The organism is Paraburkholderia acidiphila (assembly GCF_009789655.1).
Classification (GTDB): domain Bacteria; phylum Pseudomonadota; class Gammaproteobacteria; order Burkholderiales; family Burkholderiaceae; genus Paraburkholderia; species Paraburkholderia acidiphila.
Genome location: NZ_CP046909.1, coordinates 237000 through 262819, shown reverse-complemented (window position 1 = coordinate 262819; position 25820 = coordinate 237000). Strand labels below are relative to the sequence as shown.

At 66.5% G+C, this 25820-nt stretch carries 26 protein-coding genes; 4 read left to right on the top strand and 22 right to left on the bottom strand.

Features of this window, described 5'->3' with window-relative positions; translation table 11 throughout:
* Positions 1 to 52 precede the first annotated feature (52 nt).
* Both FAZ97_RS01210 and FAZ97_RS01205 read right to left on the bottom strand, forming a co-directional pair.
* Positions 53 to 391 (bottom strand): P-II family nitrogen regulator, encoded by a 339-nt coding sequence (locus FAZ97_RS01210; protein ID WP_028201804.1) that lies wholly within the window; start codon positions 389 to 391, stop codon positions 53 to 55.
* A gap of 321 nt (positions 392 to 712) precedes the next feature.
* A complete protein-coding gene (locus FAZ97_RS01205; RefSeq protein WP_158756814.1) occupies positions 713 to 856 on the bottom strand; it encodes a hypothetical protein in 144 nt (47 codons plus the stop codon).
* Between the two features lie 64 nt (positions 857 to 920).
* Between FAZ97_RS01205 and FAZ97_RS01200 the strand changes: the two genes are divergently transcribed.
* Together FAZ97_RS01200 and FAZ97_RS01195 are read left to right on the top strand one after the other, a co-directional pair.
* Positions 921 to 1178 carry an accessory factor UbiK family protein gene (locus FAZ97_RS01200; RefSeq protein ID WP_028201802.1) on the top strand — a complete coding sequence of 86 codons (258 nt, stop codon included), beginning with the start codon at positions 921 to 923 and terminating at the stop codon, positions 1176 to 1178.
* 200 nt (positions 1179 to 1378) lie between these two features.
* Positions 1379 to 3043: a YifB family Mg chelatase-like AAA ATPase gene (locus FAZ97_RS01195; RefSeq protein ID WP_158756813.1), complete on the top strand. Its 1665-nt coding sequence runs from the start codon at positions 1379 to 1381 to the stop codon at positions 3041 to 3043.
* 422 nt (positions 3044 to 3465) lie between these two features.
* Here FAZ97_RS01195 and FAZ97_RS01190 read toward each other — a convergent pair whose 3' ends face one another.
* The gene (locus FAZ97_RS01190) at positions 3466 to 4014 is read right to left on the bottom strand and encodes a hypothetical protein (RefSeq protein ID WP_233271604.1); all 549 of its coding nucleotides are present in this window, start codon (positions 4012 to 4014) and stop codon (positions 3466 to 3468) included.
* 245 nt (positions 4015 to 4259) lie between these two features.
* Between FAZ97_RS01190 and FAZ97_RS01185 the strand changes: the two genes are divergently transcribed.
* Positions 4260 to 4757, top strand: a complete 498-nt coding sequence (locus FAZ97_RS01185; RefSeq protein ID WP_407671817.1) for a TlpA family protein disulfide reductase — start codon at positions 4260 to 4262, stop codon at positions 4755 to 4757.
* Between the two features lie 87 nt (positions 4758 to 4844).
* Here the strand turns inward: FAZ97_RS01185 and FAZ97_RS01180 are convergent, their stop codons facing one another.
* The 9 genes from FAZ97_RS01180 to FAZ97_RS01140 all read right to left on the bottom strand — a co-directional run bounded on the left by FAZ97_RS01180 (position 4845) and on the right by FAZ97_RS01140 (position 15270).
* Positions 4845 to 6194 carry a sigma-54-dependent transcriptional regulator gene (locus FAZ97_RS01180; protein WP_158756811.1) on the bottom strand — a complete coding sequence of 450 codons (1350 nt, stop codon included), beginning with the start codon at positions 6192 to 6194 and terminating at the stop codon, positions 4845 to 4847.
* 43 nt (positions 6195 to 6237) lie between these two features.
* A complete protein-coding gene (locus tag FAZ97_RS01175) occupies positions 6238 to 8226 on the bottom strand; it encodes a sensor histidine kinase (protein ID WP_158756810.1) in 1989 nt (662 codons plus the stop codon).
* 165 nt (positions 8227 to 8391) lie between these two features.
* Positions 8392 to 9675, bottom strand: a complete 1284-nt coding sequence (locus tag FAZ97_RS01170) for a dicarboxylate/amino acid:cation symporter (protein ID WP_158756809.1) — start codon at positions 9673 to 9675, stop codon at positions 8392 to 8394.
* Between the two features lie 301 nt (positions 9676 to 9976).
* On the bottom strand, positions 9977 to 10873 hold the full coding sequence (locus tag FAZ97_RS01165; RefSeq protein ID WP_158756808.1) for an ABC transporter permease subunit: 897 nt from the start codon (positions 10871 to 10873) through the stop codon (positions 9977 to 9979).
* The gene (locus FAZ97_RS01160; protein ID WP_158756807.1) at positions 10870 to 11673 is read right to left on the bottom strand and encodes a taurine ABC transporter ATP-binding protein; all 804 of its coding nucleotides are present in this window, start codon (positions 11671 to 11673) and stop codon (positions 10870 to 10872) included. The genes FAZ97_RS01165 and FAZ97_RS01160 overlap by 4 nt, the downstream gene beginning before the upstream one ends.
* 16 nt (positions 11674 to 11689) lie before the next feature.
* Entirely contained in the window at positions 11690 to 12742 is a 1053-nt protein-coding gene (gene tauA, locus FAZ97_RS01155; RefSeq protein ID WP_158756806.1) for a taurine ABC transporter substrate-binding protein, read from the bottom strand.
* Positions 12743 to 12984: 242 nt separating this feature from the next.
* Entirely contained in the window at positions 12985 to 13974 is a 990-nt protein-coding gene (lipA, locus tag FAZ97_RS01150; protein WP_158756805.1) for a lipoyl synthase, read from the bottom strand.
* Positions 13975 to 13987: 13 nt separating this feature from the next.
* Entirely contained in the window at positions 13988 to 14848 is an 861-nt protein-coding gene (lipB, locus tag FAZ97_RS01145; protein ID WP_158756804.1) for a lipoyl(octanoyl) transferase LipB, read from the bottom strand.
* A 95-nt stretch (positions 14849 to 14943) separates the two neighbouring features.
* Positions 14944 to 15270: a DUF2917 domain-containing protein gene (locus FAZ97_RS01140; RefSeq protein WP_158756803.1), complete on the bottom strand. Its 327-nt coding sequence runs from the start codon at positions 15268 to 15270 to the stop codon at positions 14944 to 14946.
* A gap of 101 nt (positions 15271 to 15371) precedes the next feature.
* Between FAZ97_RS01140 and FAZ97_RS01135 the strand changes: the two genes are divergently transcribed.
* Entirely contained in the window at positions 15372 to 16349 is a 978-nt protein-coding gene (locus FAZ97_RS01135; RefSeq protein ID WP_158756802.1) for a transcriptional regulator GcvA, read from the top strand.
* Between the two features lie 90 nt (positions 16350 to 16439).
* Here the strand turns inward: FAZ97_RS01135 and FAZ97_RS01130 are convergent, their stop codons facing one another.
* The 10 genes from FAZ97_RS01130 to FAZ97_RS01085 all read right to left on the bottom strand — a co-directional run bounded on the left by FAZ97_RS01130 (position 16440) and on the right by FAZ97_RS01085 (position 25766).
* Entirely contained in the window at positions 16440 to 16727 is a 288-nt protein-coding gene (locus FAZ97_RS01130) for a DUF493 family protein (protein WP_407671784.1), read from the bottom strand.
* Positions 16728 to 16729: 2 nt separating this feature from the next.
* On the bottom strand, positions 16730 to 17701 hold the full coding sequence (locus tag FAZ97_RS01125; RefSeq protein ID WP_158756800.1) for an aminotransferase class IV: 972 nt from the start codon (positions 17699 to 17701) through the stop codon (positions 16730 to 16732).
* The gene (locus FAZ97_RS01120; protein WP_199272064.1) at positions 17701 to 19005 is read right to left on the bottom strand and encodes a D-alanyl-D-alanine carboxypeptidase family protein; all 1305 of its coding nucleotides are present in this window, start codon (positions 19003 to 19005) and stop codon (positions 17701 to 17703) included. The genes FAZ97_RS01125 and FAZ97_RS01120 overlap by 1 nt, the downstream gene beginning before the upstream one ends.
* A gap of 290 nt (positions 19006 to 19295) precedes the next feature.
* On the bottom strand, positions 19296 to 19928 hold the full coding sequence (locus FAZ97_RS01115; RefSeq protein WP_158756799.1) for an alpha/beta hydrolase: 633 nt from the start codon (positions 19926 to 19928) through the stop codon (positions 19296 to 19298).
* 46 nt (positions 19929 to 19974) lie between these two features.
* A complete protein-coding gene (locus FAZ97_RS01110; RefSeq protein ID WP_158756798.1) occupies positions 19975 to 20301 on the bottom strand; it encodes a (2Fe-2S) ferredoxin domain-containing protein in 327 nt (108 codons plus the stop codon).
* Between the two features lie 177 nt (positions 20302 to 20478).
* Positions 20479 to 21627, bottom strand: a complete 1149-nt coding sequence (locus FAZ97_RS01105) for a VanZ family protein (protein WP_158759006.1) — start codon at positions 21625 to 21627, stop codon at positions 20479 to 20481.
* 288 nt (positions 21628 to 21915) lie between these two features.
* The gene (locus FAZ97_RS01100; RefSeq protein WP_199272086.1) at positions 21916 to 22566 is read right to left on the bottom strand and encodes an ABC-type transport auxiliary lipoprotein family protein; all 651 of its coding nucleotides are present in this window, start codon (positions 22564 to 22566) and stop codon (positions 21916 to 21918) included.
* 104 nt (positions 22567 to 22670) lie between these two features.
* The gene (locus tag FAZ97_RS01095; protein ID WP_158756796.1) at positions 22671 to 23633 is read right to left on the bottom strand and encodes an MlaD family protein; all 963 of its coding nucleotides are present in this window, start codon (positions 23631 to 23633) and stop codon (positions 22671 to 22673) included.
* Positions 23634 to 23700: 67 nt separating this feature from the next.
* Positions 23701 to 24582, bottom strand: a complete 882-nt coding sequence (locus tag FAZ97_RS01090; RefSeq protein WP_407671816.1) for an ABC transporter ATP-binding protein — start codon at positions 24580 to 24582, stop codon at positions 23701 to 23703.
* 50 nt (positions 24583 to 24632) lie between these two features.
* Positions 24633 to 25766, bottom strand: coding sequence for an MlaE family ABC transporter permease (locus FAZ97_RS01085; RefSeq protein ID WP_158756794.1), 1134 nt, complete (start codon positions 25764 to 25766; stop codon positions 24633 to 24635).
* Positions 25767 to 25820 lie beyond the last annotated feature (54 nt).

Here is a 25820-nt window from a genome sequence, read left to right as displayed (position 1 = left end):
CTCGGTTTCCTCTTTCCTCTTGTCTCGGTCTCTTTAGGCCTGACTGCGGGCTTTACAGTGCGTCGGCGCCGGTCTCGCCGGTGCGGATGCGGATCACTTGTTCGATCGGCGTGACGAAAATCTTGCCGTCGCCGATCTTGCCCGTGCGGGCCGCGCGTTCCACCGCTTCGATGGCCTGCTCGACGATGTCGTCGGCCACGGCGGCTTCGATCTTCACCTTCGGCAGGAAGTCCACGACATACTCCGCGCCGCGGTACAGCTCGGTGTGCCCCTTCTGGCGACCGAAGCCTTTCACCTCCGTCACCGTGATCCCCGACACGCCGATCGCCGAGAGGGCTTCGCGCGCCTCATCGAGCTTGAAGGGCTTGATGATTGCTGTAATCAGTTTCATGTAGTCCTCGCTGTGGTTTGCTTCATTCCTTTGTTTGCTTCTGCAACGGGCGCCTTGCGAGCGGCGCATGATGCGTAGCCGCCCCGCTGGCGCACCGTGAGCCAACCGTCGTTCGGTGCGCGGGGCAGTATTAGCAACACCCGTGCCAATTCGTTGCACCTCGTCTTCAAAGCCGATGTGATGGACTTCAATGCAAGCGCGCCCAAAGCCGTGGACAATGCCGGTCCGCGCCTTGAAGGGCGCGGCGCGCAAGGCCCTGGCCGAACGGCCAGCGTGAGGCGCACGCGGTAGCGTGGCGGGGGGAACGTTGCTACAGTGTTCTCAGGCATCGCTGCCGCGCTGGGCGCCGCATAGCGGCTGGAAGTGGCCCGCCGCGCCACCGCACGAAGCACACTGGCCGGCGTCGCGCACCAGTTGCGCGCACAGCAGGCCGTGGCCCTGCGAGTTCGCACCAAGATCGATCACGGTTCATCGCGGGGCACAGGCGAAACAAAACTTGCACATTTTTTGTGCAGCGAAGGGGAATCGAATGAAGCAACCAAACGACGTATTCAATGATCTGCAGTCGCGCGTGAGCGATCTGCTGAAGAACTCGCCGGCGCGCGATGTCGAACGCAATGTGCGTGCAATGTTGTCGCAAGGCTTTTCGAAGCTGGACCTCGTTACGCGTGAGGAATTCGACGCGCAAACGCAGGTGCTCGTGCGCACGCGCCAGCGCCTCGAAGAACTCGAGCGCCGCGTGGCCGAACTCGAACAAAAGCTGCCGGTGACTAGCCAGTCCTCCTGATCATTTCCTTGCGCATTCCTGTGCGCAATTGAGTGCAGCGCCACTGCCGCACCACCGCAAGCGATCCGTACGCGAAACGCAATGGAACCGTAAAGGGGCATACGCCTCACCAGCCTGGCGCATGCATGGCGCGCGAAGTCCCAACGCAGTGAAGGACAACGCGCGCGCCATTCCCGTATGCGAGCCTTCCGGAGAATCCCATGTCGCTTGCCGTGGTGCGCAGCCGCGCGCCGGCTGCTGGCCGCGCGCCCGAAGTCACCGTAGAAGTCCATCTCGCCAACGGGCTGCCGTCGTTTTCCATCGTTGGACTGCCCGATCTCGAAGTACGCGAAAGCCGCGAGCGCGTGCGCGCCGCGCTCTCGAACTGCGGCTTCGATTTCCCGGTGAGGCGCATTACCGTCAACCTCGCGCCCGCTGATTTGCCCAAGGAATCCGGCCGCTTCGATCTGCCGATCGCGCTCGGCATTCTCGCGGCCAGCGGGCAGCTTCCTGCTGCGGCGCTCGCGCACCGCGAGTTCGCGGGCGAGCTTTCGCTCACCGGCGCCGTGCGGCCGATGCGCGGTGCGTTCGCCATGGCATGCGGCACCGCACGCGCGCACAAGGAGCGCGCCGCGCGTGCTGAAGAGGCGGCAACGTCCAGTCTCGACGCCCTAGCCGAAAGCGATGTCCTTCGGATTCCTGATACTGAGATCGACGAAGCAACGCTCGCACTCGCCCAGGCGCCACGCGACCGCTTAGGTATGCCCGAGCTGTATCTGCCTGCACAAAACGCCGTCGAAGCGGCGCTGGTGCCAGGTGTTGCGGTGTACGGCGCGGCAGACCTGCGCTCGCTCTGCGCGCACCTTGCGGGCGCCGATCCCGAAGCGCGCCTCGCACCCGTGCGTGCGAGCGCCCCCGACGCCGCAGCCGTCGCCGCCCCCCTCGACATGGCCGACGTGGTCGGCCAGCGCGGTGCGCGCCGGGCGCTCGAAGTCGCCGCGGCCGGAGGGCATCATCTGCTGATGATCGGGCCACCAGGCGCCGGCAAGTCGATGCTCGCCGCGCGTCTGCCCGGACTGCTGCCCCTCATGACCGACGACGAAGCACTCGCCTCCGCCGCCCTGCTCTCGGCCAGCGCGATCGGCTTCACGCCGCAGCAGTGGCGGCAGCGGCCGTTTCGCGCGCCGCACCACTCATCGAGCGCGGCAGCGCTGATCGGCGGGCGCAATCCGCCGCAACCGGGCGAGATTACGCTCGCGCACTTAGGTGTCCTGTTCCTCGATGAATTGCCCGAGTTCGACCGCCACGTGCTCGAAACGCTGCGCGAGCCGCTCGAAGCGGGTTCGATCACGATCTCGCGCGCCGCGTGGCAAACCGACTTTCCGGCAGCGTGCCAGCTGGTTGCCGCGATGAACCCCTGCCCGTGCGGCTGGCGCGGCGACCCCGCCGGGCGCTGCCGCTGCACGGCCGAAAGCGCCGCGCGCTATTTGCGCAAGCTCTCGGGGCCGCTCCTCGACCGCATCGACATCCAGATCGAAATTCCCGCGTTGCCGCCCGCCGAACTGGCCGCTCGCGCCATGACGAATGCCGAATCGAGCGCCGCGATCGCCGCGCGCGTGCAGGCGGCGCGCGAGCGTCAATTGGCGCGCCAGGGTAAAACCAATCGCGAATTGAGCGGCCGCGAGACCGACGCGGTTTGTCAGCCCGACGCGGCAGGTGTTGCGCTGCTACGCGAAGCGGGCGAGCGCTTCGGCTGGTCGGCGCGCGCGCACTACCGGGTGCTCAAGGTCGCACGCACGATTGCCGATCTCGCCGGTGCGTCCATGCCCGAAGCCGCACACGTGGCGGAGGCCGTGCAGTACCGGCGCGTGTTTGCCGAGCGTTAGCCCATGACAACGCCGATTCCGGTGAAACAGCCGCCGCGCTTGTGCCACTGGGGAATGTGAATAGCGCCAATAAATCGAAGTCAAGACTTGACTTATGCACATTTGGTCGTGTTCACCCCGGATTTGTTCATAGTTCGCATTACGCGAGCGCTAGTTTGATAACTCGTTGATTCTTCTAAGTTTATGCATTTACAGAAAAGCCGCAAAAACTAACAGAAAGCCCACAGGACGGCCCTTTCCGGCCAACGCGGCGTTGTTTTCCACAAAGTTACCCACAGCTCCTGTGGGTAACCGGTAAACCCTCAATCAAATCCGATAATTAGCGTGTTTACCTGCAGCGCAACTTTCACTTCGGCCGGCAAACGCCCGCCGCTGCGAGAGCGAAACATTGCTACGCAAGGTGTGCTGCGGAGTCCCAAAGCTCAGTACAGCTTGAAAGATCCGAAGAACTGGTCGATCTGCTCGGCGGGTGGCTCGGTGCGCCCGACGATCGCCACCTGGTAGGCCCGCGCGCCCTTCGCGACGAGCCGAGCGTGGATCGTGCGCGACTCGCCGTTGGCGCCCGCCTTGCCGGCCATGCGCATTTCCACACCCTCCATCGTGCCGCCCGTCGCGAGCGGCACCGCCACCGCATGCGCGTCGGCCGGCGCGCCCACATTGCGCGCGAGGCCCGCGCGCAGGAAGTCGAGCGCTTTTTGCTGCGTCGCGGGCTGCGCGTCCGGCAGATCGAGTGTGCCGACCATGAACACGTCGCCTGCGACCTCGGCCGTCTGCACGCGCATGCGCATCGGCGTGCCGTTCACGTCGATGCGGCGCTCGTCCTTGTCCGGCTTGGCTGGCAGGTCGATCGAGTAGCCGCTCGCGTCGTTCGAAATCGTGCGCCAGTCATAGGTGGGCGAGCAGGCAGCCAGCGCGAACGCCGCGCCAAGCAGGCCCAGCAACGTTACGCGGGCAGCAACGATGGCGCGCATCGACAGGCTCAACGGGAGGCGGGCGCGGCGGAGGATGTCCAGGACCATGGGGCGCGGTTTGTCACGGGAGTGAAAGGTGCGCGACATTATCCGTCGGCGCATACCCGGATGTTGTCTCGCAACCGCTATGCCGGGAAATTCGGCGCTACAATGCTTTGGCTTAACACCCGCGCCATTCGGCGCACGAGGCAAGGCTCATGACCGCTGCATCCCCGAATTCTTCGAAAGCGCGCTCCGGCGCGCTCATGCGCATTGGCGCGGCGGTGGTCGTCGTCGCGATCGCCGTGGCCGGCTACTTCGCGTTCTTCGGCAGCCAGCAGCGCGTTCCCGACGCCACCTTCACGCTCCTGTCCGGCCAGAAGGTCTCCACGAACGACCTGAAGGGCAAGGTCTACCTCGTCAACTTCTGGGCGACGAGCTGCACCACCTGCATGGCGGAAATGCCGAAGATGGTCCAGACCTATAACCGCTTTAAAGGCGAAGGCCTCGAGTTCGTGGCGGTCGCCATGAACTACGACGCGCCGATGTACGTGGCCAACTACGCGCAAACACGTCAGCTGCCGTTCAAGGTGGCGATGGACGACGGATCGGCCGCGAAGCAGTTCGGCAACGTCCAGCTCACGCCCACCACCTTCGTGATCGGCCGCGACGGCAAGATTCTCAAGCGCTACGTGGGCGAGCCGCAGTTCGCGGAACTCGACCAGTTGCTTCAGAAGGCGCTGGCAACCGGACAGGCGACCTGACAAACGGTCAATCGCCAACAAAAAAAGCAGCGGAAACTCCGCTGCTTTTTTTACGCCTGTACGCCCCGCAAGCCTGGCGAATCGAAGCTAACCCTCGCCGCGCGCCGCCAGCCCATAGCGGCGAATCTTCTCGTACAGCGTGGCCTTCGCCATCTGCAGCCGCTCGGCGGCCTGGGCGACCGCTCCATGGCTCTGCGCAAGCGCGTCGGCGATCAACGCGCGTTCGTATTGCTCCACGCGTTCCTTGAGCGGCAGCGCCTCGTCGTCGCCGACTGCCGCGCCTGCTGAAAGATCGTCGGGAATCCCGAGCACCCGCCGGTCCGCTGCGTTGCGCAGTTCGCGCACGTTGCCGGGCCAGTCGCGCTGTGCGAGGCGCATGCGGTCGCGCTCGGTGAGGAGCGGCGCAGGCCGCTGGTAGCGCACTGCCGCGTCGAGCAGAAAATGCTCGAACAAAGGCACGATGTCCTCGCGGCGTTCGCCAAGCGGGGGCAGCGCGATCGTCACGACGTTCAGCCGGTACAGCAAGTCGCGCCGGAAGGTCCCCGCCGCGACGTGCTCGCTCATGTCGCCCTTGGCCGCCGCGACCACGCGCAAGTCGGCGCGCACCGGCTGGTTCGAGCCGAGACGCTCCAGCACGCCGTCCTGCAGCACGCGCAGCAGCTTCACCTGCAGCGAGAGCGGCATGCTCTCGATCTCGTCGAGAAAAAGCGTGCCACCGCTCGCGTGTTCGAGCTTGCCGATCCTGCGTTTGGCCGCCCCCGTGAACGCGCCCGCCTCATAGCCGAACATCTCCGATTCGAACATCGGCTCGGGCAACGCGCCGCAGTTCACGGCGACGAACGGCTTGTCATGGCGCGGGGAAAGCTCGTGAAGACTGCGCGCGATCAGCTCTTTGCCCGCGCCAGTGTCACCGTTGATCAGCACCGAAGCGTCCGTGGGCGCGACGTTCGCAATCAGCTTGCGCACCTGTTCGATGGCCGGACTCTTGCCGATGATGCGCGGCGCGAGCGCGTTCTGCCCCGCCAGCTCGCGGCGCAGCGCGAGGTTTTCGAGCACGAGCAAACGCCGCTCCAGCGCGCGCCGCACCGTTTCGATCAGGCGCTCGGAGGCGAACGGCTTCTCGATGAAGTCGTACGCGCCGTCGTGCATGGCCTGCACCGCCATCGAGATATCTCCATGGCCCGTCACGAGTATGATGGGCACCTCGGGCGCGCGCTCGTGGCATTGCGCAAGCAGATCGAGCCCGCTCATGCCAGGCAAGCGGATATCGCTCACCACGACGCCCGCGAAGTCGGCGTCGATCAACGGCAGCGCGTCTTCCGCGTTGGCGAAACCGGCGGCGTCAAAGCCCGCGAGCTGCAGGCTTTGCACGCCCGCGCGGCGCACGAGTTCGTCATCCTCAACGTAGAGCACCCGGCCGGGCGTCGTGTTCACCATGTTCGTTCGTCATCCTGATTCATAAGCGCTTCAAAGCACTCGATCACAACCCAGCCGCTCGCGCCGCGCTCTCAGCATCCGCACGCGCGCGGCGCAGCGTCAGCACGAAGCGCGCGCCGCCCTCCGGCGCGTTGCTCGCCGTGAGCGAGCCGCCGCAATCACGCGCGATCGATGAGGAAATCGCGAGTCCGAGCCCGAGCCCCTGCCCCATTTCCTTCGTCGTGAAAAACGGCTCGAAGAGGCGCGGCAACACATCTTCGGGAATGCCTGGCCCATTGTCGCTCACCCCGATAGCGAGCGTTGCCGCGCTCGCCTGAACATCGATTGCGATGCGGGGCGCGGGCACGCCCGTCACGGCGTCGAGCGCGTTGCCGAGCACGTTGATGAGCACTTGTTCGAGCCGCAAGTCGTCGCTCTGCGCGTTCAGGTCCGGGTACCCGGCATCCACATCGAGCGGCACGGGCGGCGCGCCGTCGTCCGTCAACGTGAGATCCACGCGCACGCCGTCGAGCCGCTTGCCGAGCAGCGCGAGCGAATTGCGCAGCGCGCGGGCAACCGGCGCGCGCGCGCTCCTGGGCCGCGCCCGCCCGACGAACAGCTTGAGCTGGTTCACGATCTTGCCCATACGCTCGGTGAGCGAGCCGATTGCCTCGAGGTTTTCGGTGGCCGCCGCGTACTGGCCGCGCTCGAGAAACACGCGCGTGTTGTCCGAGAAGCTGCGCAGCGCCGCAAGCGGCTGGTTCAACTCGTGCGTGATGCCCGCCGCCATCTGGCCGAGCGCCGCCAGCTTGCTCGCCTGGATCAGCTCGTCCTGGGTCGCGCGCAGTTCCGCCTCGGCGCGCGTGCGTTCCGCCACCTCGCGTTGCAGACGCTCGTTCGCCTGCGAAAGATCGGCGGTGCGTTCGGCCACGCGCTCGTTGAGCATCGCGTAGGCCTTTTGCAGCATCGCGCGGCTGCGCATCACTTCCTTCACGCGCGCGCGCCGCATGCGCCAGTAAAAGCCAAAGAGGCACAGCGAGACATAGCCGAAGCCCGTCATGATGGTTGCATTGCGCGAGGCGTCGAGCACCGGGTCGATCGACGACATGGTGACGAGATGCCAGTCGGGCTCGCCGAGCGAGCGGCGCGTTTCCAGGTAGCGCGGCGCGCGGATGCCCGCGCCCATGCGCACGATGTCGGCGTCGCCCGGCAACACGCGCTCGACGCTTGCCGGCAGCGGCGCGATCGGCTCGCTCGCATATTGGCGCGTGGCGTCGATCGAAGCTACGACAGCCGGCGGCAGCGGGCGCACCGTGCGGTACTTCCACGCGGGCACCGAGGAGAGAAAGATCACCCCGTGATCGTCGGTCACGAGGAGCGGCTCCGAGGCATCGGTGCCCGGAAACCATTCGAGATTGAGCTTCACCACCGCCACGCCGACGATCTTGCCGTCGCGCCGCACCGGCTGCGACACGTAGTAGCCGGGATCGTGCGAAATCGTGCCGATGCCGAAGAAGCGGCCCACGCCGCCTTGCATCGCATCGAGGAAATACGGCCGGAAGCGGTAGTCCACGCCAACGAAGCTATCGGGGTCGCGCCAGTTGCTGGCCGCGATGCTCATGCCGTCGGCGCGGATGATGTAGGTCGTCGTGGCGCGCGCGTGGCGGTTCACGTCTTCGAGATAGCGGTTCGCGGCGGCCACCCACTCGGGCCGCGGATCGACGAGCACGTTCTGCACGAGCGGATGCTCGCCGACGATATAGGGCAACGAGTCGTAGCGCTCGAGCGTGCTCTTGAGCGAAGCCGCGGTGCGATCGCCGCGCACGGCGGCGTTGCGGCGCAGCGCGTCGATGCCGGCCTGCCAGGTGAGCGCCCACGTCAGCGCACAGACCGCGACGAGACCGGCTGCGAGCGCGAAGAGGAGGATGAGGCGGCGCGTCACGTTTGCGGCTTCCAGACGGTCAAGGGGGACGAAGGAGATTGTGGCACACGGCCGCGCCGGGGCGTCTGCGGCGTCCAGGGCGGACAGCGGGCTGCGGGCGCACTCGTGCAATGTGCAGCCAGGTCAGACGGGAACAGCAAAAACGGACGGCGCGCTCACGCAGGGGAAACGGGCGCGCCGCCCAACGGCCATGGCCGCGAAACAACGAAGCGCAAACTCGGGCGGGCGGCGCGCGCCGCACGGCTGGCGCTCCGCCGCGGGACGTAAAGTCGCCGCTTACGCGCCCGCGCTTTCCTTCACATCTTCGGGCTGGCCCGAGAGCACGGCGCGCAGCTTGTTGCGGTCCAGCTCCTTCTCCCATGCCGAGACCACGACCGTCGCCACGCCGTTGCCGACGATGTTGGTCAGCGCACGGCATTCGCTCATGAAGCGGTCGATGCCGAGAATCAGCACCATGCCCGAGAGCGGAATGGTCGGCACCACGGCGAGCGTCGCCGCCAGCGTGATGAAGCCGGCGCCGGTCACGCCGCTCGCGCCCTTCGAGGTGAGCATCGTCACGGCGAGCAGCGTGAGCTGCTGGGTCCACGTGAGGTCCGTGTTGGTCGCCTGGGCGATGAAGAGCACCGCCATCGTCATGTAGATGTTGGTGCCGTCGAGGTTGAACGAGTAGCCGGTCGGCACCACGAGGCCCACCACCGAGCGCGAGCAGCCAAGGCGCTCGAGCTTCTGCATCAGTTGCGGCAGCGCCGATTCCGACGAGCTCGTGCCGAGCACGATCAGCAGTTCTTCCTTGATGTAGGCAACGAAGCGGATGATCGAAAAGCCCGTGAAGCGCGCGATCGCGCCGAGCACGACGAGCACGAACACGATCGACGTGAGGTAGAACGTGCCGATGAGCTTGAGCATCGGGATCAGCGAGCCCACGCCGTACTTGCCGATGGTGAACGCCATCGCGCCGAACGCGCCGATCGGTGCGAGCTTGGTGACGATCTTCACGATGCCGAACAGCACGCCCGACACGCTTTCGATAAACGCGGTCACCGGGCGGCCACGCTCGCCGATCTGCGTGAGCACCGCGCCGAACAGCAGCGCGATCAGCAGGATCTGCAGGATTTCACCCTGCGCGAACGCCGACGAAATCGTGTCGGGAATGATGTGCATCAGGAAGTCGACGCTGCTCTGGCCGTGCGCCTTTTCGGCGTAGCTGGCCACGGCCTTGGCGTCGAGCGTGTGCACGTCGACGTTGAAGCCCGCGCCCGGCTTCAGCACGTGCGTGGCGATGAGGCCGAGCACGAGCGCGAAGGTCGAGACGATCTCGAAGTACAGCAGCGCCTTGCCGCCCACGCGGCCCACCTTCTTCATGTCCTCCATGCCGGCAATGCCGGTCACGACGGTACAGAAGATGATCGGCCCGATCACCATCTTGATGAGCTTGATGAAGGCGTCGCCGAGCGGCTTCATGTCGATGCCGAGGGCGGGCCAGTAGTGGCCGAGGATCACGCCGATGACGATCGCCACGATCACCTGGACGTAGAGGACTTTGTGGAGAGGTTTCTTCACGATGGTTCCTGCAAATGAGTTAAGCCAATGGCCGAACGAAAGGGGTTCGGGCCGCGACAGGACGAAACTGGGGAATCAGCGAAACCGGAAGATGGGATCGGACATCGGCTGTCTCCTGACTGTTTTTTTGTCGCGGCCTGGGTGGCCGCGCGTTCTTAATTGCAAGGAGAATGCCAGCAAGCACCAACGCCCAGCGCATTGATTTACAAGGACTTTTATCCAATGCACAAAGGCGCGAATCCGGTTTTCCAGAATCGCGCCCTATGACTGTTTGGATTTCCAGAAACGGCGGAGCGCCGAGTCAGCCCCGACCCTTCCAAGGCACGAGGCGCTTTTCGAGCGCGCGCATGCCCAGATCGAAGCCCCAGGCGATGAGCCCGATCAGCACGATGCCCATCACCACGACATCGGTGCGCAGGAAGCTCGACGCGTTGAGCACCATCTGGCCGAGGCCCGCCGTCGCCGCGACCATCTCGGCCGCCACGAGCGTGGTCCAGCCAAAACCAATGGCGATGCGCAGGCCCGTGAGGATCTCCGGCAGCGCGGCGGGCAGAACGACAAAGCGCACGATCTGCGCGAAGCCGCCGCCGAGCGACGCCGCCGCGCGGATCTGCTCGACGCTGGCGCTCTTCGCACCGGCGCGCGCCGCCATCGCAATGGGCGCAAAGCAGGCGAGCCAGATCACGACGATTTTGGCCGTCTCGTCGATGCCAAACCAGATCACCACGAGCGGCAGGTAAGCGAGCGGCGGCAGCGGCCGGTAGAACTCGAGCGGCGGATCGAGCAGGCCGCGCGCCACGCGCGACACGCCCATCAGAATGCCCACGGGAACGGCCGTCACTACCGCGAGCAGGAACGCGCCGAACACGCGCAGCGCACTCCAGAGCAGATGCTCGGAAAGCGGCAGGCCACCCTGGATGCGGCCATGCCAGGCATCGGTGAAGGCTTGCCAGACGGCTTCGGGTGTCGGCAGGAAGAGCGGCGGCAGCCAGTGCAGGTGCGTGGCGAGCCACCAGAGCAGCGCGAGCGCGGCGACGGATGCCACGCTCAGCGCAGCGGTCGGGCCTTCGCCGGGCATGCGCCAGACTTTCGAGCGGGCCGCTTGTGCCTCGCGCGCCTCGATTGCCTCGCGAGCATGGGGCTGCGCGCGACGCGCCTTCAGCGCGACTTCCCTCAACGATTCCTGCGGCACGCTCATACCGGCTCCTCGTGTGCGTCCGCGTCCGCGTGCAGCAAATCCACCAGCCGCTCGCGCCATGCGATGAATTCCGGCGACGACTTCACCGCGCGCGCGTCGCGCGTGGCAAGGTACTGGCGCGCGAACGGCACCTCGTACTCGCGCTCGATACGACCTGGCCCCGGCGTCATGACCACGATGCGCGTCGCGAGAAAGAGCGCCTCTTCCACGCTGTGCGTGATGAAGAACACCGTCTTCCGCGTGCGCGCCCAGACGTCGAGCACGAGCGTTTGCACCTGCTCGCGCGTCATGGCGTCGAGCGCGCCCATCGGCTCGTCCATCAGCAGAATCTGCGGGTCGCTCGCGAGCGCGCGCGCAATGCCCACGCGCTGCTGCATGCCGCCCGAGAGCGCATACACGCGTTCGCGCGCCTGCGCTTCGAGCCCGACAAGTGCAAGCTGCTCGCGCGCGATACGCTCGCGCTGCGCCTTCGGCACGCGTCGAAAACGCAAGCCGAGCGCGACGTTATCGAGCACGTCGAGCCACGGCAGCAGCGCATGCTTCTGGAACACCACGCCGCGCTCCGCGCCCGGGCCCTCCACGCGCGCGCCGTTCACGCGCACCTCGCCAAGCGCGGGTTCGATGAAGCCCGCGATGCAGTTGAGCAACGTGGTCTTGCCGCAGCCCGAAGCGCCGAGCGCCACGACGAACTCGCCGCTCGCCACTTCCAGGTTCACGTTCGCGAGCGCGACGTTCGGCGGCGCACCGCGTCGCGCGCCCTCATAGATGACGGTGAGATCGCGGATCGCGAGCGCGCTCATTCAAAGCTCCTTGCGTTCAGTGCGCGGCGGCGCGCTGGACGTATTGCGGATCGACGCCCACCGAGTAGTCGGGCAGCACGTTCTGGATCGTGCCCTGCTCCTTGAGGAAGGTCGCCGTGGCGAGCAGCGACTGCGCCGCACCCGACTGCGCCCCGCCGCCCAGCCATTGCTTCGAGGCCTGCTCGGCGGGCGTGGGGAAGGCATAGAGCGCGAGGCTCGCGGGCACTTCAGCCGCATTCGCACCCGACTCCTTCGCGACGGCTTGCACCTGCGGCGAAGCCGCGTTCCAGGCGCTGCGATGCGCGCTGTAATCGGCATCGGCGGCGGCCAGCACCTTGACGAACTTCGCGACGAAATCGGCGTTGTCTTTCGCGAAGCGTTTGTCCGCCACGAAGCCGTCGAAGGTCGCCTTGCCCGTGGCCTTCGCCACCTGGCCCGACGTAATCAGCACCTTGCCGTTTTTCTTCACCTGCGCGAGCACGGGGTCCCAGATGTAGGTCGCGTCGATGTTGCCGCGCTGCCAGGCGGCCGCGACTTCGGGCGGACGCAGGTTCACGATCTTCACATCGGCGGGATTCACGCCCGCGTTCTGCAGCGCGACGAGCGCGTGAAAGTGCGAGGTCGAGACATACGGCACGCCGATCGTCTTGCCTTTCAGGCCCGCGATGCTCGTCACGCCCGAACCGTCGCGCGCGACGAGTGCTTCGGCGTCGTTGATGTTGTCGAGAATCCAGAAGAGCGAGAGATCCACGCCTTGCGAGAGGCCCGCTGCAATCGGGCTCGAACCGGCCTCGCCGAGCTGCACCGAGCCTGAAGCGAGTGCGCGGATCACATCGGCGCCGCTCGCGAGCTTGCGGTAGGTGACCTTGTAGCCGGTTTCCTTCTCGACTTCACCCGTCGCCTGCGCGTAGCGCCACGGCACCACCATGTCCTGATACGCGATCACGACCTCGCGCGATTCGGCATGCGCGCCCGGTGCGCCGAACGTGGCGGCGAGGCAGGCGGCGGCGAATGCAACGGCGGCGATGTGCGGGCGGCGTGCGAATGCAGGGTGAGCGCGTGGATTCATCGGGAGACTCCGGCGGAACGACGTTCGAGTGAATGAAGGTTCCGACTATAGGGAGTCTGGCGGCGGGTGGTTCTAACTTATCCGCGTTAGCTAATGACGCTGCTGAAGCATTGCTTTTCGCGCCGCAATGGATGGCGAGAATATCGATGCATGACACGCGCTGTTCGAGCGCGCCGCATAACGAAAAGCCCGCTTTTCAGCGGGCTTTTCGTGTTGCGTGCTTGCGGGAAGCGGCGGATTGTTTAGACCACCCCTGCCCCATGCGCCTGCAGATCGGCGTGATAGCTCGAACGCACCATCGCGCCAACGGCCGCGTGCGTGAAGCCCATCTTGTACGCCTCTTCCTCGTACATCTTGAACGTGTCCGGATGCACGTACGAGCGCACCGGCAGGTGATGCTCCGAAGGTTGAAGGTACTGGCCGATCGTGAGCATGTCGACGTCGTGCGCGCGCAGGTCGCGCATCACCTGAAGAATTTCCTCTTCGGTTTCGCCCAGGCCCACCATCAGGCCCGACTTCGTCGCGACTTCGGGATGCAGCGCCTTGAAGTCCTTCAGCAGCTTGAGCGAGTGCGCGTAGTCCGAACCCGGACGCGCTTCCTTGTACAGGCGCGGCACCGTTTCGAGGTTGTGGTTCATCACATCGGGCGGCGCGGCGTTGAGGATCTGCAGCGCGCGATCGAGACGGCCGCGGAAGTCCGGCGTGAGAATCTCGATACGCGTTTCGGGCGACTGCTCGCGCACCTGGCGGATACATTCGACGAAGTGGCCGGCGCCGCCGTCACGCAGGTCGTCGCGGTCCACGCTCGTGATCACGACGTACTTGAGCTTGAGCGCGCCGATGGTGCGCGCGAGGTTCGCCGGTTCGTCCGGATCGAGCGGATCGGGGCGGCCGTGGCCCACGTCGCAGAACGGGCAGCGGCGCGTGCACTTGTCGCCCATGATCATGAACGTCGCGGTGCCCTTGCCGAAGCATTCGCCGATGTTCGGGCAGCTCGCTTCCTCGCACACCGTATGCAGGTTGTGCTCGCGCAGGATGTTCTTGATTTCGTAGAAGCGCGAGTTGCCGGTGGCCGCCTTCACGCGGATCCACTCGGGCTTCTTGAGCTTCTCGATGGGAATGACCTTGATCGGAATACGCGAGGTCTTGGCCTGCGCCTTCTGTTTTGCGGTGGCGTCGTAGGGAACGGCGTCGGCGTTAGCGCCAGCGGGGTTCGCAGTGATGTCAGTCATGCTTTCGATCCAGTCAGGCCGCCGGTGCAACGCCAGCCTGCGGTTGCGGCGGTTCCCCGCCGGAGACGGCCGATAGGGCCGGTTCCACTCCAGCCGCTTCGGCCGAAGGGTCTGCGGCAGCCGCTTCGGCCACCGTTAGAAGTGTTGCTGCGTGCGCCGCGAGATTCGCCTCGAGCCGCGCCGCCAGCGTGGCGGCGACATCGCGCCAGCTCGCCTCGACGCCCAGCGTGGCCATGTCGACGGTTTCGAGACCGGCATACCCACACGGATTGATCGCGAGAAATGGGTTCAGATCCATCGACACGTTCAGGCTCACGCCGTGATAACTGCAGCCGTTGCGGATCTTCAGCCCGAGGGCGGCGACTTTCGCGCCCCTGTGCGCAGCGCTCGCGCCGCTGGCGTCTTGCGGCACGTAAATGCCGGGGGCGCCTGCCTTGCGCTCGCTCGCGAGATTATACGCCGCCAGTGTTTCGATCACGGCGTCCTCGATGAGCGTGACGAGCTCGCGGACCATCAGCTTCCGGCGCCGCAAGTCGAGCAGCAGGTAGGCCACCACCTGGCCCGGCCCGTGATACGTGATCTGGCCGCCGCGGTCGATCTGCACGAGCGGAATGCCGCTGTTCGCGACCAGCAGATGCTCGGGCTTGCCGGCCTGGCCAAGCGTGAACACGGGCGGATGCTCGACGAGCCAGATTTCGTCGGACGTATACGCGTCACGGGCGGCCGTGAACTCGCGCATGGCGTCGAAGCTCGTTTGATAAGCCTCGTTGCCGCGCCAGCGCACGACGATAGGCGAATTTGCCGTTTGAGAATCGGCCGCGGTCGTGCCGGGGTCCGAAGGGATTTGCGAGGGTGAAACCGGGGTGGCGCACATGATTCCCGGAGTTTACCGAATTCGGGACAAGCGCGCCGGGCATGCTGCGGATAACGGCGGCGATGGGTTGCCCTCCCATCGCCGCCTCGCCTGGGTCAAACCGTGCGCCAGCCGTCGCCAATGTGAACGCCTGCGCGCTGCGCGGCGCGTGCGGCGAGATCGACCACACGTTCGCTCAGGCGCGCCGGCGCGGCGAACCCCACCCACGCGGCCGCACCGCCTTCCGCGCCGATCCACAGGCGCTCGCCGCGCCGCAGCCGCAGCGTGTGACCCGGTTCGAGCCAGTAGTCGGCGGTGTCGTCGCTGCGCGTGACCCAGACGGTGCCGCACTTCACGGTGAGCCGCGTGCTGCGCGTGACGCGCACCGAGGCCGTTTGGTCGGCCGCCACTTCAAACGTGATATCCGAAGAAATTTCTCTCATTTTCGACTCCGAATGACCTGCTCCGATGGCTACAATCGTAGACGCCATAAGGGATCGGGAAAAACGATCAATTTTCACGGCTATGTGAGAAAAAATACGATATGGATCTGCGCCAGCTACCCGCGCTGAATGCGCTCAAGGCCTTCGAAGCCGCCGCCCGCCACGAAAGCTTCTCGCGCGCCGCCGACGAACTCTTCGTCACGCACGGCGCCGTGAGCCATCAGATCCGCGCGCTCGAAGCGGAGCTGGGCGTGGCGCTCTTCGCGCGCGACGGCAAGCGCGTGCGCGTGACCGACACCGGCCGCCGTTACGCCGGCCAGGTGCGCGACGCGCTCAACCAGCTCGCGCACGCCACCCAGGAAATTCGTGCGGGCGACCGCGACCGGCGGCTCGTGGTGTCGATGCTGTCGTCGTTCGCGGCGCGCTGGGTCACGCCGCGCATCGGCCGCTTCATCGAGGCGCATCCGCAGTGGGACGTCGAGCTGCAATCCACGAATTCGCTCACCGACTTCGCGCGCGACGATGTCGACGTCGCCATCCGCTTCGGCTACGGTCACTATCCGGGGCTGCACGCCGAGCTGCTGCTCGACGAGATCTTCTTTCCCGCCTGCTCGCCCGATTTCAACGGCGGCAAGCTGCCCACCGACCCGCGCGACCTCGCGAAGCTGCCACTGCTGCGTTCGGACGACGAACTCTGGCGCCCATGGTTCGACGCCGCGGGCCTCCAGGACCTGCCCGAACCGAAACGCGGCGTGCTCTACCAGGACTCGTCGAACCTGCTGCAGGCGGCCATGGACGGCCAGGGCATCGCGCTCGTGCGCCGCTCGCTCGCCATGCACGAAATCACGCTCGGGCGTCTCGTGCGCCTCTTCAAGGACGTCGATGGACCGAGCCCGTGGCGCTATTACTTCATCTGCCAGCCGCAACGCATGCAGACCGAGCGCGTGCGGGCCTTCCACGACTGGGTGTTCGACGAGGTCGCGCGCTTTCGGCGGCTCTACGAGGACGCCTGCGAAGCCGGTCCGCTGATGACGGCCGCCGCGGCGGCGCAACGCGCACGTGTGGGCGACGTGCCCTGAAGTTGCCCTGAAACGCAAGCCGCAGATGCGCCGAGGGCCGCACATGGCGGCCCTCGTCGTTCGAATCACAACCATTGAAAGCGCGAACGCTTACAGCACGATCTTCACCATCGGATGCCCGGTGAGGGCGCGATAGATGTCGTCGAGATGCGCCTGGCTCGTGGCGCGCACCGTGACGGTGAGGCCCGTGTAGTTGCCGCCGCTCGACGGACGCGTCTCGATGGTCGTGGCGTCGAAGCCGCCGTCGAATTCGCGCAGCACCGTCACGATGGTGTCCTGGAATTCCGGATGCGTCTTGCCCATCACCTTGATCGGGAAGTCGCAGGGGAATTCGATCAGCGATTCTTTCGCTTCGGGGTTGCTTGCTTGCTGGGTCATATTCATTTCTCCACTTCCTGTAGCTCGGCGGCCGGTGCTTGCACAGCCGCTGCCTCGCGTTCTTTTGCGCGCTGGTAAGCCGCATAAAGCGCGGCGTACACCGGGCCCGGCTTGCCGCCGCCGACCGGCTTGCCGTCGAGCGTGACGACCGCCAGCACTTCCTTCGTGGCCGAGGTCACGAGAATCTCGTCCGCCTCGCGCAGTTCGGCTTCGGCCACTTCGCGCGCTTCGAAGCGCACGCCGCATTCCTCGGCCAGTTCCTCGATCAGGCCGTAGCGGATGCCTTCGAGAATGCGGTTGCTGCGCGGCGGCGCAAAGAGCGCACCGCCCTTCACGACCCACACGTTCGCCGACGATGCCTCGGTCAGCCAGCCGTCGCGCAGCTGGATCGTCTCGAACGCGTCGTTTTCCGCCGCGTGCTGCGCCATCAGCACGTTGCCAAGCAGCGAGGTCGACTTGATGTCGCAATTGAGCCAGCGCTTGTCTTCAGCGGTGACGCAGCGTACGCCATGCTCGCGCTGCGCCTCACCGGGCAGCTTGAGCGGATTGACCATCGCGAACACGGTGGGCGTAGCCGCCGCGGGAAACGCGTGGCCGCGCGGCGCGACGCCGCGCGTGACCTGCACATAGAAGTTCGCGTGAGCCTCCCGCGCGAGCGCGCCCGCCGCTTCGTTCGCCTCGATCAGGCGCGCGACGAGCGCGCGCCAGCCCGCTTCGTCGAACGGATTCGCAATGCCGACCTTCTCCAGCGAGCGCTTGAGCCGCGCGAGATGCTGCGCGATACGAAACGGCACGCGCACCTGGCCTTCACCATCGGCCGAGCCGAGCGCATACACGGGGACGACCTCGTAGATGCCATCGCCGAAGATGAAGCCGCGATCGAGCACGGGAATGCGCGCTTCGGAAAGCGGCGTGAGTTCACCGTTGAGCCAGACGAGCGGCTCGGCGGCTTGCGTCGCTGAAGGGCCCGTCATCACTTCTTCTTGTTGACCATGAGCATGAGCGAATCCCACACGCGGCCCACGATGCCGGCTTGCGGCACGGCTTCGAGCGCGACGAGCGGAACTTGCGCGAGCACCTTGCCGTCGGCGCCCACGAACTTCGCCGTGCCGACCTGCTGGCCGACCGTGAGCGGTGCGATCAGCGGGCTGTTGAGATCGACCTGCGGCTTGGCCTTGTCGGCGGCGCCCTTGGGCAGCGTCACGTACTGGTCCTTCTGCACGCCGACCTTTACGGCGTCGAGCGTGCCCTTGAAGACGCGCGGCGTCGCCACGGCCTGGTTCGCCTGATAGATGCGCGTGGTGTCGTACGCGCTATAGCCGTAGTTCAGCATCTTCAGGCTGTCCTGCACGCGGTCGTGTTCCTTCTCCTCGCCCATCATCACCGAGACGAGACGGCGGTTGCCGCCGCTCGCGAGCGGACGCTTGGCCGACGCGATCAGGCAGTAGCCCGCGGCTTGCGTGTGGCCGGTCTTCAGGCCATCGACCGTCGGGTCGATCCACAGCAGGCGGTTGCGGTTCGGCTGCTTGATGTTGTTGTACTTGAATTCCTTGACCGAGAAGATGTCGTAGTACTCGGGATAGTCGCGGATCAGACGCGCGGAAAGCGTGGCGAGGTCGCCGGCCGACGTGTAGTGATTCGGGTCGGGCATGCCGTTCACGTCGGCGAAGTGCGTGTGCGTCATGCCGAGCTTCTGCGCCTCGGCGTTCATCATGTTGACGAAGTTCGCTTCGCTGCCGCCCACCAGTTCGGCGAGCGCGATGGCCGCGTCGTTGCCCGACTGGATGATCATGCCGTACACGAGGTCATGCACCGAGACCGGCTTGTTCGCTTCGATGAACATGCGCGACTCGTCGTTCTTCACGCGGCGCACGGCTTCGCTCGGCGTGACGATCTGATCCATCGTGATCTTCTTGCTCTGCAGCGCCTCGAACACGAGATACGCGGTCATGAGCTTCGTGAGCGACGCGGGTTCGACGCGCTCATTGGCATTGCCGGAAGCGAGCACCTGATTCGCGGTGGCGTCGACGAGCACCCACGAGCGCGCATTCACGCCCGGAGGCGGCAGCCCGCCGAGTACGTTGTCCGCGGGGGTGCCGACAGCCACTTCTGCTTGCGGCTGCGCCTGCACTTTCACGCCCGCAGTGTGTGCGGGCGTGCGGGCGAACGTGCCCGCGCTCGCCAGAAGCGTGGCGGGCAGGAGCGCTGCGAGCGTGACATTGCGAACGAGGGAAGAAGGAACGAAAGAAGACGGTTGGCCGGAGGAGAGAAAACGCATAGGTTCAGGTCGGGCTGAATGGGGACGGGATGAACGTAGCGCGCCATGCGGCGCACGGTCGGAGAAAGCCGGAATGCAGATGCCGTGCATGCGCCGATTGCAGCGCCGCAAGCACAAAATTGGCGAACATTATACGCGTCACGTCGTGGCGAATTTTCGCGATGTCACACGTTTGCGCATACCTGTCGTGCATTTTTCTCGCATTTCTCGCGCCAGACGCGAGGTAACGGTCCGCAGAACCGCTGCTTGCATCGGGCCCCGAAACATCGCGGCCCGATGCAAGTGAAATGTCAGCGCCACGCTTCGACGATGATGCGCTTGAGGATATGCAGCTTGCGGTGCAGGAAGTGTTCTGCCCCCGGAATCACGACGATCGGCAATTCCTGTGGGCGCGCCCATTCGTACACCGAGAGAATGGGCACGGTGTCGTCGAGTTCGCCGTGGATCACGAGCGTGTCGTCGCGCACCGGCGCGACTTCCCAGCGGCTCGCAGCCGTGCCGACGAACACCATGCGCTCGATCGCGCCGCCGGCTTCCAGATAGCGCTTCGCGACGTGCGAAAGCACGAAGGTGCCGAACGAAAAGCCCGCGAGCACGAGCGGGACGTCGGCCTGGCCCGGTTGCGCGCGCATGTACGCGAGTAGTTCGAGCAAATCGTCCTGCTCGCCAATGCCGTTGTCGTGCGTGCCCGCCGTTTCGCCCACGCCGCGAAAGTTCGAGCGATAGGTCGTGTAGCCGAGCTGCACGAGCGTGCGTGCGAGCGTTTGCGCGACCTTGTTGTCCATCGTGCCGCCAAAGAGCGGATGCGGATGCGCGACGAGCGCAATGCCGCGCGGCGGCGTGCCTGCGTCGGGCACGTCGAGCGCGCATTCAATCTTGCCGACGGGACCGTCGATCTGGAATTTTTGTGTCTGGGCGTTCATCGTACGGCAGTCCTTACGGGTGCTGATTGGCCGGGCATGGGGTCGATCAACGATCGATCTTGAGGCGCTCGACCACCTGCCCGTTCTGCAGATGCGAGACGACGATTTCGTCGATATCGCTCTCGTCGATATACGTGTACCACGTCCCTTCCGGATAGACGACGACGGCCGGGCCTTCCTCGCAGCGGTCGAGGCAACCCGCCTTGTTGATGCGCACCTGGCCCGGCCCCGCCAGGCCAAGCTGCTTCACGCGCTTTTTCGCGTACTCCTGCATGGCTTGCGCGTTGCAATTCGCGCAGCTCGGGCGGTCCGCGCCGGCCTCGCGCTGATTCAGGCAGAAAAAGACGTGGTACTTGTAGAACGAATCGGTCATGGCGTGGGGCACCGGTGAGTGTCGTGCAGTGAGTGCAGGCTTGCTGAAAGCGTGTGGCCCGCCTGAGGCATTACTTGATGCATTGCATTGTGTTGCGCGCGGCCGTGGCCGCGCGGCCGGCGATCCGGTCGATTATAGCGAGCGCGGCGCGAACGCTCCGGCGAGCGCCGCGCGCCCTCACGCGTCGTGGCGAGCGCGCTTCGCGGCCCGGCGAGCGCGCCGCACGAGCCACGCGCGTTCGAGCGAGAACGCCATCCACGCGAGCGCGGCCCAGGGCCACGTCCATGCGAGCCAGCGCGCGAGACCGTTGAAGTGCAGGTAGCGGCCCTGCCGCCAGTCCGCGAGCACGACATCGAAATACGGGTTCACGGGCAGCACATTCACAAACACAAGGGCAACAGCAAGCGCAAACGTCGCCGCCGCGGCGCGCACAGCGCGCGGCAGACGCAAGGCGAGAAACGCAAGCAACGTGCCCCACACCAGGCCCGCGAGCGCCCCTGGCGTTGCCCAGTCGAAGATGAGCCCGCTTTGCGACTGCAGAAAGGTCGCCCCCACCTTGACGATGAGCGTCACCGCAATGAGCGCGATGACGAGCCGCGCACGCGGCGCGCGCGAGCGCATGGGGAGCGTCGCGAACGCCGCTGCGCCGAACAGGTTGAGCGTCGTGACGATAGCCTCCCAGCCGCTATCGGGCAGATGCGCGGCGAGCATGTCGGGCAGCGCGCGCAGATGCCAGGCGGCAGGCGTCCAGGCGAGCACAGCGTCTTGCATCGAGCCGTCGAGGCGCTGCCACAGCGCGCGCGCCCACTCGCCGAGTCCAAAGAGGCGCGGCGTGGGGTACATCGTCGCGAACGGCCAGAGCCCCGCGAGCACCATCAACACGGCCGCGTCGCGCTCGAACCAGCGAAAGCGCAGGCGGCGCAGGAAACCGCGCTCGAGCAGCGCGCCGGTGGCAGGCGCCGCCACGAACGCGCCAAGCAACGCACCGAGTGCGTTCGAAGCGAGATCGAGATTGGACGCGACGCGTGTGGGCAGCCAGGTCTGCACGGCCTCCATCACGCCCGAGAGCAGCGTGCCCGCAATCGCGGCGAGCAGCACGGCCCGGAAGCCTCGCCAGCGCGGCCACGCGGCGAGCACGACGAGCGCGCCGAACGGCATGTAGCCGAGCACGTTGGTGATGATGTCGAACACCGTCCAGTAGCGCGGCCAAGGGTCGCCCAGGTAGGCGAAGGGACTCAGGCCGAGCGAGCGCCAGCCGGTGAACGGGTACCACGAGCCGTAGACGATCAGCGCCGTGTAAAGCGCGAGCGACTGGCGCGAGAGCATCGAGGCCTGCCGCAGCAGGGGTTCGCGGGTGGCGGCCGGCGACGGGGATGGAGACGGTGCCGCGGGCGCGGGCGTAGTCGCGTGCGGCGCGCGTGTGGCGCGCTCTTCGCCTGCGCTCTGGCCACTGTTCTGGCCGCCCTCGTCGCCGTCCATCGCGCGCCGCCCGCCATGCGGGGCGCGCGGCCGCAGCCGTCCCGCTTCGATCATGCCCCTATCCTGCCCTTGCCCCCAATGCCGCGCCGCGCGCCACCGTCGCGCAACGCCGGTCTGCGCTCCTCAATGTGCCCCTCAAGGCGTGCCCGCGAGGGACTGCGTGCCCAGCCACGCGCCGACCTGGCTCGCGAACTCGTCGCTGGCAGCCTGCAGCGCGTGCACGCCGCCCGCGGCGTCGGGCGTCGCCGCCGGCGCGCGCGTGGCGAACGAGCGCTGCGCCAGCACCTTGCCGCCCTGCATGAGCGTGGCGCGCGCGGCCAGTACGCCCGCGCTTTGCGTCTCGCTCTCGAACACCTGCTCGAACTCGTACAGCTCGACCTTGAGCATCGGCGCCTGCACGGCGTCCCCGCCCGCGAGCACCGTCACATAGGCGCCAAGCGACGTGCGCAGGCGTTCCGTGAGCAGGCGCGCGGGCGACATCGTCCAGCGGCTGTTCGCGTAGCGCGCCGTGCGCTGGGAGTCGGAACTCATCCGGTAGAGAATGCCGTCGTTGTCGAGCGGCGGCGGCGCGTTGACCGCCAGCACCTTCAGCAGCGGCTTGGCGCCTGGCGCGGCGGGGGTGGCTTGAGCACCCTGCGCCTCCTGCGACGATTGCAGCCCGAGGTCGTAGCGAACATCGTTGATCGAACCCGGATTGCCCGCGCAGGCGGCGAGTAGCGCGCCGAGCGCGAGCGCCGCCAGCCAGGCCGAACTGGCGGCTGCGGCGCGTTGCATCGATCGTGGCAGGCGTGAGGTGCGTGACATTGCGTTTCCTTCTTTGGCGCGCGGCGCATGCGCCGCGCTCAGTGCATCGAACGGTGTCGCGTAAGGCCGCAAGACTGCGGCGCGACCTACTTCGTCCCTGCGGACGGCCACGCGAAGCCCGGCTCGCCGGGCCCGGGCGCGGGCTGTGGCGCGCCGCCGAACAGCACGCTGCGCGGGCTCGTGCTGAAAGTGCCCGCCGCGCGGTCCACGGCGCGCATGGCCGAGCGCACGTCGTCGGTGAGCGAATCGACGCGTGGCAGCGTGTCGTATCCCACGCGCGCCGAGAGATCCTGGATCGAGGTGTCGATCGAGGCGAGCGCCGCGCCCGCCTGGGCTGCCGCCGTGCCCGCCTTGTTCAGGTTGGTCTGGAACGGGCCGTCCGGGCGGTTCATGCTCGTGATGAGCGTGTTGGTCGACTGCAGCGTGCGTTGCAGCTCGGTCACCGCGCCAGGAAGCTGCTTCGTGGTGGGCTGGAGCTGCTGGGCGAGCACGTTCACGCTGCTCGCGGCCTGCTGGAGGCTGTTCACGGCCTGCATCACCTGCTTGCGGTTGTCTTCGGAGAGCATTTCGTCGATGTCGCTGGCGATGTTGTCGAGCTTGCGCAGCAGCGCGTCACCGCGGCGCTGGAGCTGGTCGAGCAGGCCCGGTCGCAGCGGGAGTTCGGCCACACGCGCCTCGGACGAATGCAGCGGCGAGAGATCCACGCCGTTGTCGTCGAGCTGCACGAAGGCGATGCCCGTCACGCCCTGCAGCGCGAGCGAGCCGAAGGTGGAGCGCGTCATCGGCGCCTTCTGGTCGACGAGAATGCGAATGCGGATCTGGCCCGGATGCTGGGTATCGAACTTGATCGACTGCACCTTGCCCACGTCGATCCCGCGAAAGCGCACCGCCGCGTCGGGATAAAGGCCCGTCACGCTCGAGCGCGAGATGAGGTCGTACGGCACGCGCACGGTGTGGTCAGCGCTGAAGAAGATGACGACAAGCGCGATCACGATGAGCAGGCCTATCGTGAACATGCCCGCCCAGAACGCATGCGGTTTGTTTTCCATCGTCAGATTCCTTCTTTGGCGGCCGCGAGGCGCTGGTTGAGCCGGTCAAGCCGGTTGAGCCGGTCACTTACCACGGCTTGTACCCCACGGCTGCGGGAGCGAGCGCCGCCGGCGGCAGCTTCGCGCGCCGCTCGGGCGGCAGCGCCTGGAGCGCGCGGCGACCGCGCATGCCCAGAAAATACTCGCGGATAAACGGATGATCGACGCTCGCCGCCTCCTCCACGGGCGCGGCCACGAGCACGCGGCGCTCGGCGAGCACGGCCACGCGCGTGGACAGCGCGACCATGGCGTCGAGGTCGTGCGTGACGAGCACGACGGTGAGGCCCAGCGCCCGGTGCAGCGTGCTGATGAGTTCCACCACTTCGTCGGAGGAACGCGGATCGAGCCCGGCCGTGGGCTCGTCGAGAAAGAGCAGTTCCGGCTCCAGCACGATCGCGCGCGCAAGGCCCACGCGCTTGATCATGCCGCCCGAGAGCGCGGCCGGCATTTTCGAGGCGTGCTTGCACGGCAGCCCGACCATTTCGAGCTTGAGCATCACGATGTCGCGCAGCAGGGCGGCCGGCACCTTGCCAAGCTCGCGCACCGGCTGGGCGATGTTGTCGAACACCGTGAGCGACGAGAACAGCGCGCCTTGCTGGAACAGCATGCCGGTGCGCGTGCGCATGAGGCGCGCGCGCTCGGGGTCGATGGTCGAGATGTTTTCGCCGAACATCTTGATCGTGCCCGAGGTCGGCTTTTCGAGCCCGAGGATCTGGCGCACGAGCGTGGTCTTGCCCGAGCCCGAGCCGCCCACGAGCGTGACGATCTCGCCGCGGCGGATTTCGAGGTTCAGATGCTGGTGGACGATGTTGCGCCCGTAGCGCTTCGAGAGGTTGTGGACCTCGATCACCGGCTCGCCGATGGTCGGCAGCGGCAAGTCCTGCGCGACCTCCTTGAGCGGCGTGGTGATCGTGCCGGTCGTTTTCGTCTCGATCGTCGTTACCGTCGTGCCAGTCGTGCTCATGACAACCCCACGTTCTGGAACAGGATCGCGAACACGGCGTCGGCGAGGATCACGATCGTGATCGACGTGACGACCGACGTGGTCGTGCCCTCGCCCAGGCTCTGCGAATTCGCCTTGATGCGAAAGCCGAAGTGACAGCCCACGATCGCCACCAGCATGCCGAACGCCACTCCTTTGCCGAGACCGATCCACACGTTGGCGATCGGCACGACGCTGGGCAACGAGCGCATGAACCACGAAATGTCGATGCCCAGCACGATCTTCGCCGCGATCGCGCCGCCTAGCAACGCAATGATGTCGGTCCAGATCACGAGCAGCGGCATGGCGACGCCGAGCGCGATCACGCGCGGCAGGATGAGCCGCAGGCCGTGCGAGATGCCCATCACGCGCATGGCGTCGAGTTCTTCGGTCACGCGCATCACGCCGATCTGCGCGGTGATGGCCGAGCCGGAGCGCCCCGCCACGAGAATCGCCGAGAGCACGGGCCCGAGTTCGCGGATCACCGCGAGACCGAGAATGTTGACGATGAACTGGTTCGCGCCGAAGAGACGCAATTGCTGCGCCGAGAGGTACGACAGCACGATGCCGATCAGAAACGCGACAAGCGCCGTGATGGGCAGCGCGCGCGCGCCGGCGTTGTAGATATTCGCCGAAATCTCGATCCACGGCGTGACCTTGGGCTTGCGCAGCACGACCAGCAAGTCGAGGATCACGCGCCCGAACATGGCGATGCCGCCGTACAGGTGGTCGAAGAACGAGAAGATCGCGAGGCCGAGCTGCGTGACCGGGTCGATGCGCACGATGCGCTCCGCCGGCTCGCGCACGGAATCGAGCAGCGCGATGCGCTCGAAGATGTCGCGCTGCGTTTGCGTGAGGTCGACGAGATCGGCAGGCAGCTTGTGGCCCCAGACGCTCCAGAGCGCCTGTCCGCCCACGTGGTCCATGCGCTCCACGCGCGAGAGGTCCCATTCCCCGATCCGCTCCTGCGCGAGCGCGCGCAGACGCCGCGCCGCGCCGCCCTCTTCGCGGTCGCGCGCGAGCGCGAGCGCCGTCCACTGGCCAGACAGGCGCACGGTCTTTCCGTGGGTGCCGGCCGAGACTTCAAGGCCGGGCGGCGTGGCTTGATTCAAGGGTAAGCACTCGTCAGGCAGGGTGAGCAAACATTGTAGCGAACGCGCCCCGTT

Excerpts from the sequence above, each read along its gene's own strand:
- FAZ97_RS01210 (WP_028201804.1), bottom strand. The coding sequence starts at position 391 with ATGAAACTGATTACAGCAATCATCAAGCCCTTCAAGCTCGATGAGGCG.
- FAZ97_RS01200 (WP_028201802.1), top strand. The coding sequence starts at position 921 with ATGAAGCAACCAAACGACGTATTCAATGATCTGCAGTCGCGCGTGAGC.
- FAZ97_RS01195 (WP_158756813.1), top strand. The coding sequence starts at position 1,379 with ATGTCGCTTGCCGTGGTGCGCAGCCGCGCGCCGGCTGCTGGCCGCGCG.
- FAZ97_RS01190 (WP_233271604.1), bottom strand. The coding sequence starts at position 4,014 with ATGCGCGCCATCGTTGCTGCCCGCGTAACGTTGCTGGGCCTGCTTGGC.
- FAZ97_RS01185 (WP_407671817.1), top strand. The coding sequence starts at position 4,260 with ATGCGCATTGGCGCGGCGGTGGTCGTCGTCGCGATCGCCGTGGCCGGC.
- FAZ97_RS01180 (WP_158756811.1), bottom strand. The coding sequence starts at position 6,194 with ATGGTGAACACGACGCCCGGCCGGGTGCTCTACGTTGAGGATGACGAA.
- FAZ97_RS01165 (WP_158756808.1), bottom strand. The coding sequence starts at position 10,873 with ATGAGCGTGCCGCAGGAATCGTTGAGGGAAGTCGCGCTGAAGGCGCGT.
- FAZ97_RS01160 (WP_158756807.1), bottom strand. The coding sequence starts at position 11,673 with ATGAGCGCGCTCGCGATCCGCGATCTCACCGTCATCTATGAGGGCGCG.
- tauA (WP_158756806.1), bottom strand. The coding sequence starts at position 12,742 with ATGAATCCACGCGCTCACCCTGCATTCGCACGCCGCCCGCACATCGCC.
- lipA (WP_158756805.1), bottom strand. The coding sequence starts at position 13,974 with ATGACTGACATCACTGCGAACCCCGCTGGCGCTAACGCCGACGCCGTT.
- lipB (WP_158756804.1), bottom strand. The coding sequence starts at position 14,848 with ATGTGCGCCACCCCGGTTTCACCCTCGCAAATCCCTTCGGACCCCGGC.
- FAZ97_RS01140 (WP_158756803.1), bottom strand. The coding sequence starts at position 15,270 with ATGAGAGAAATTTCTTCGGATATCACGTTTGAAGTGGCGGCCGACCAA.
- FAZ97_RS01135 (WP_158756802.1), top strand. The coding sequence starts at position 15,372 with ATGGATCTGCGCCAGCTACCCGCGCTGAATGCGCTCAAGGCCTTCGAA.
- FAZ97_RS01130 (WP_407671784.1), bottom strand. The coding sequence starts at position 16,727 with ATGACCCAGCAAGCAAGCAACCCCGAAGCGAAAGAATCGCTGATCGAA.
- FAZ97_RS01125 (WP_158756800.1), bottom strand. The coding sequence starts at position 17,701 with ATGACGGGCCCTTCAGCGACGCAAGCCGCCGAGCCGCTCGTCTGGCTC.
- FAZ97_RS01120 (WP_199272064.1), bottom strand. The coding sequence starts at position 19,005 with ATGCGTTTTCTCTCCTCCGGCCAACCGTCTTCTTTCGTTCCTTCTTCC.
- FAZ97_RS01115 (WP_158756799.1), bottom strand. The coding sequence starts at position 19,928 with ATGAACGCCCAGACACAAAAATTCCAGATCGACGGTCCCGTCGGCAAG.
- FAZ97_RS01110 (WP_158756798.1), bottom strand. The coding sequence starts at position 20,301 with ATGACCGATTCGTTCTACAAGTACCACGTCTTTTTCTGCCTGAATCAG.
- FAZ97_RS01105 (WP_158759006.1), bottom strand. The coding sequence starts at position 21,627 with ATGCTCTCGCGCCAGTCGCTCGCGCTTTACACGGCGCTGATCGTCTAC.
- FAZ97_RS01095 (WP_158756796.1), bottom strand. The coding sequence starts at position 23,633 with ATGGAAAACAAACCGCATGCGTTCTGGGCGGGCATGTTCACGATAGGC.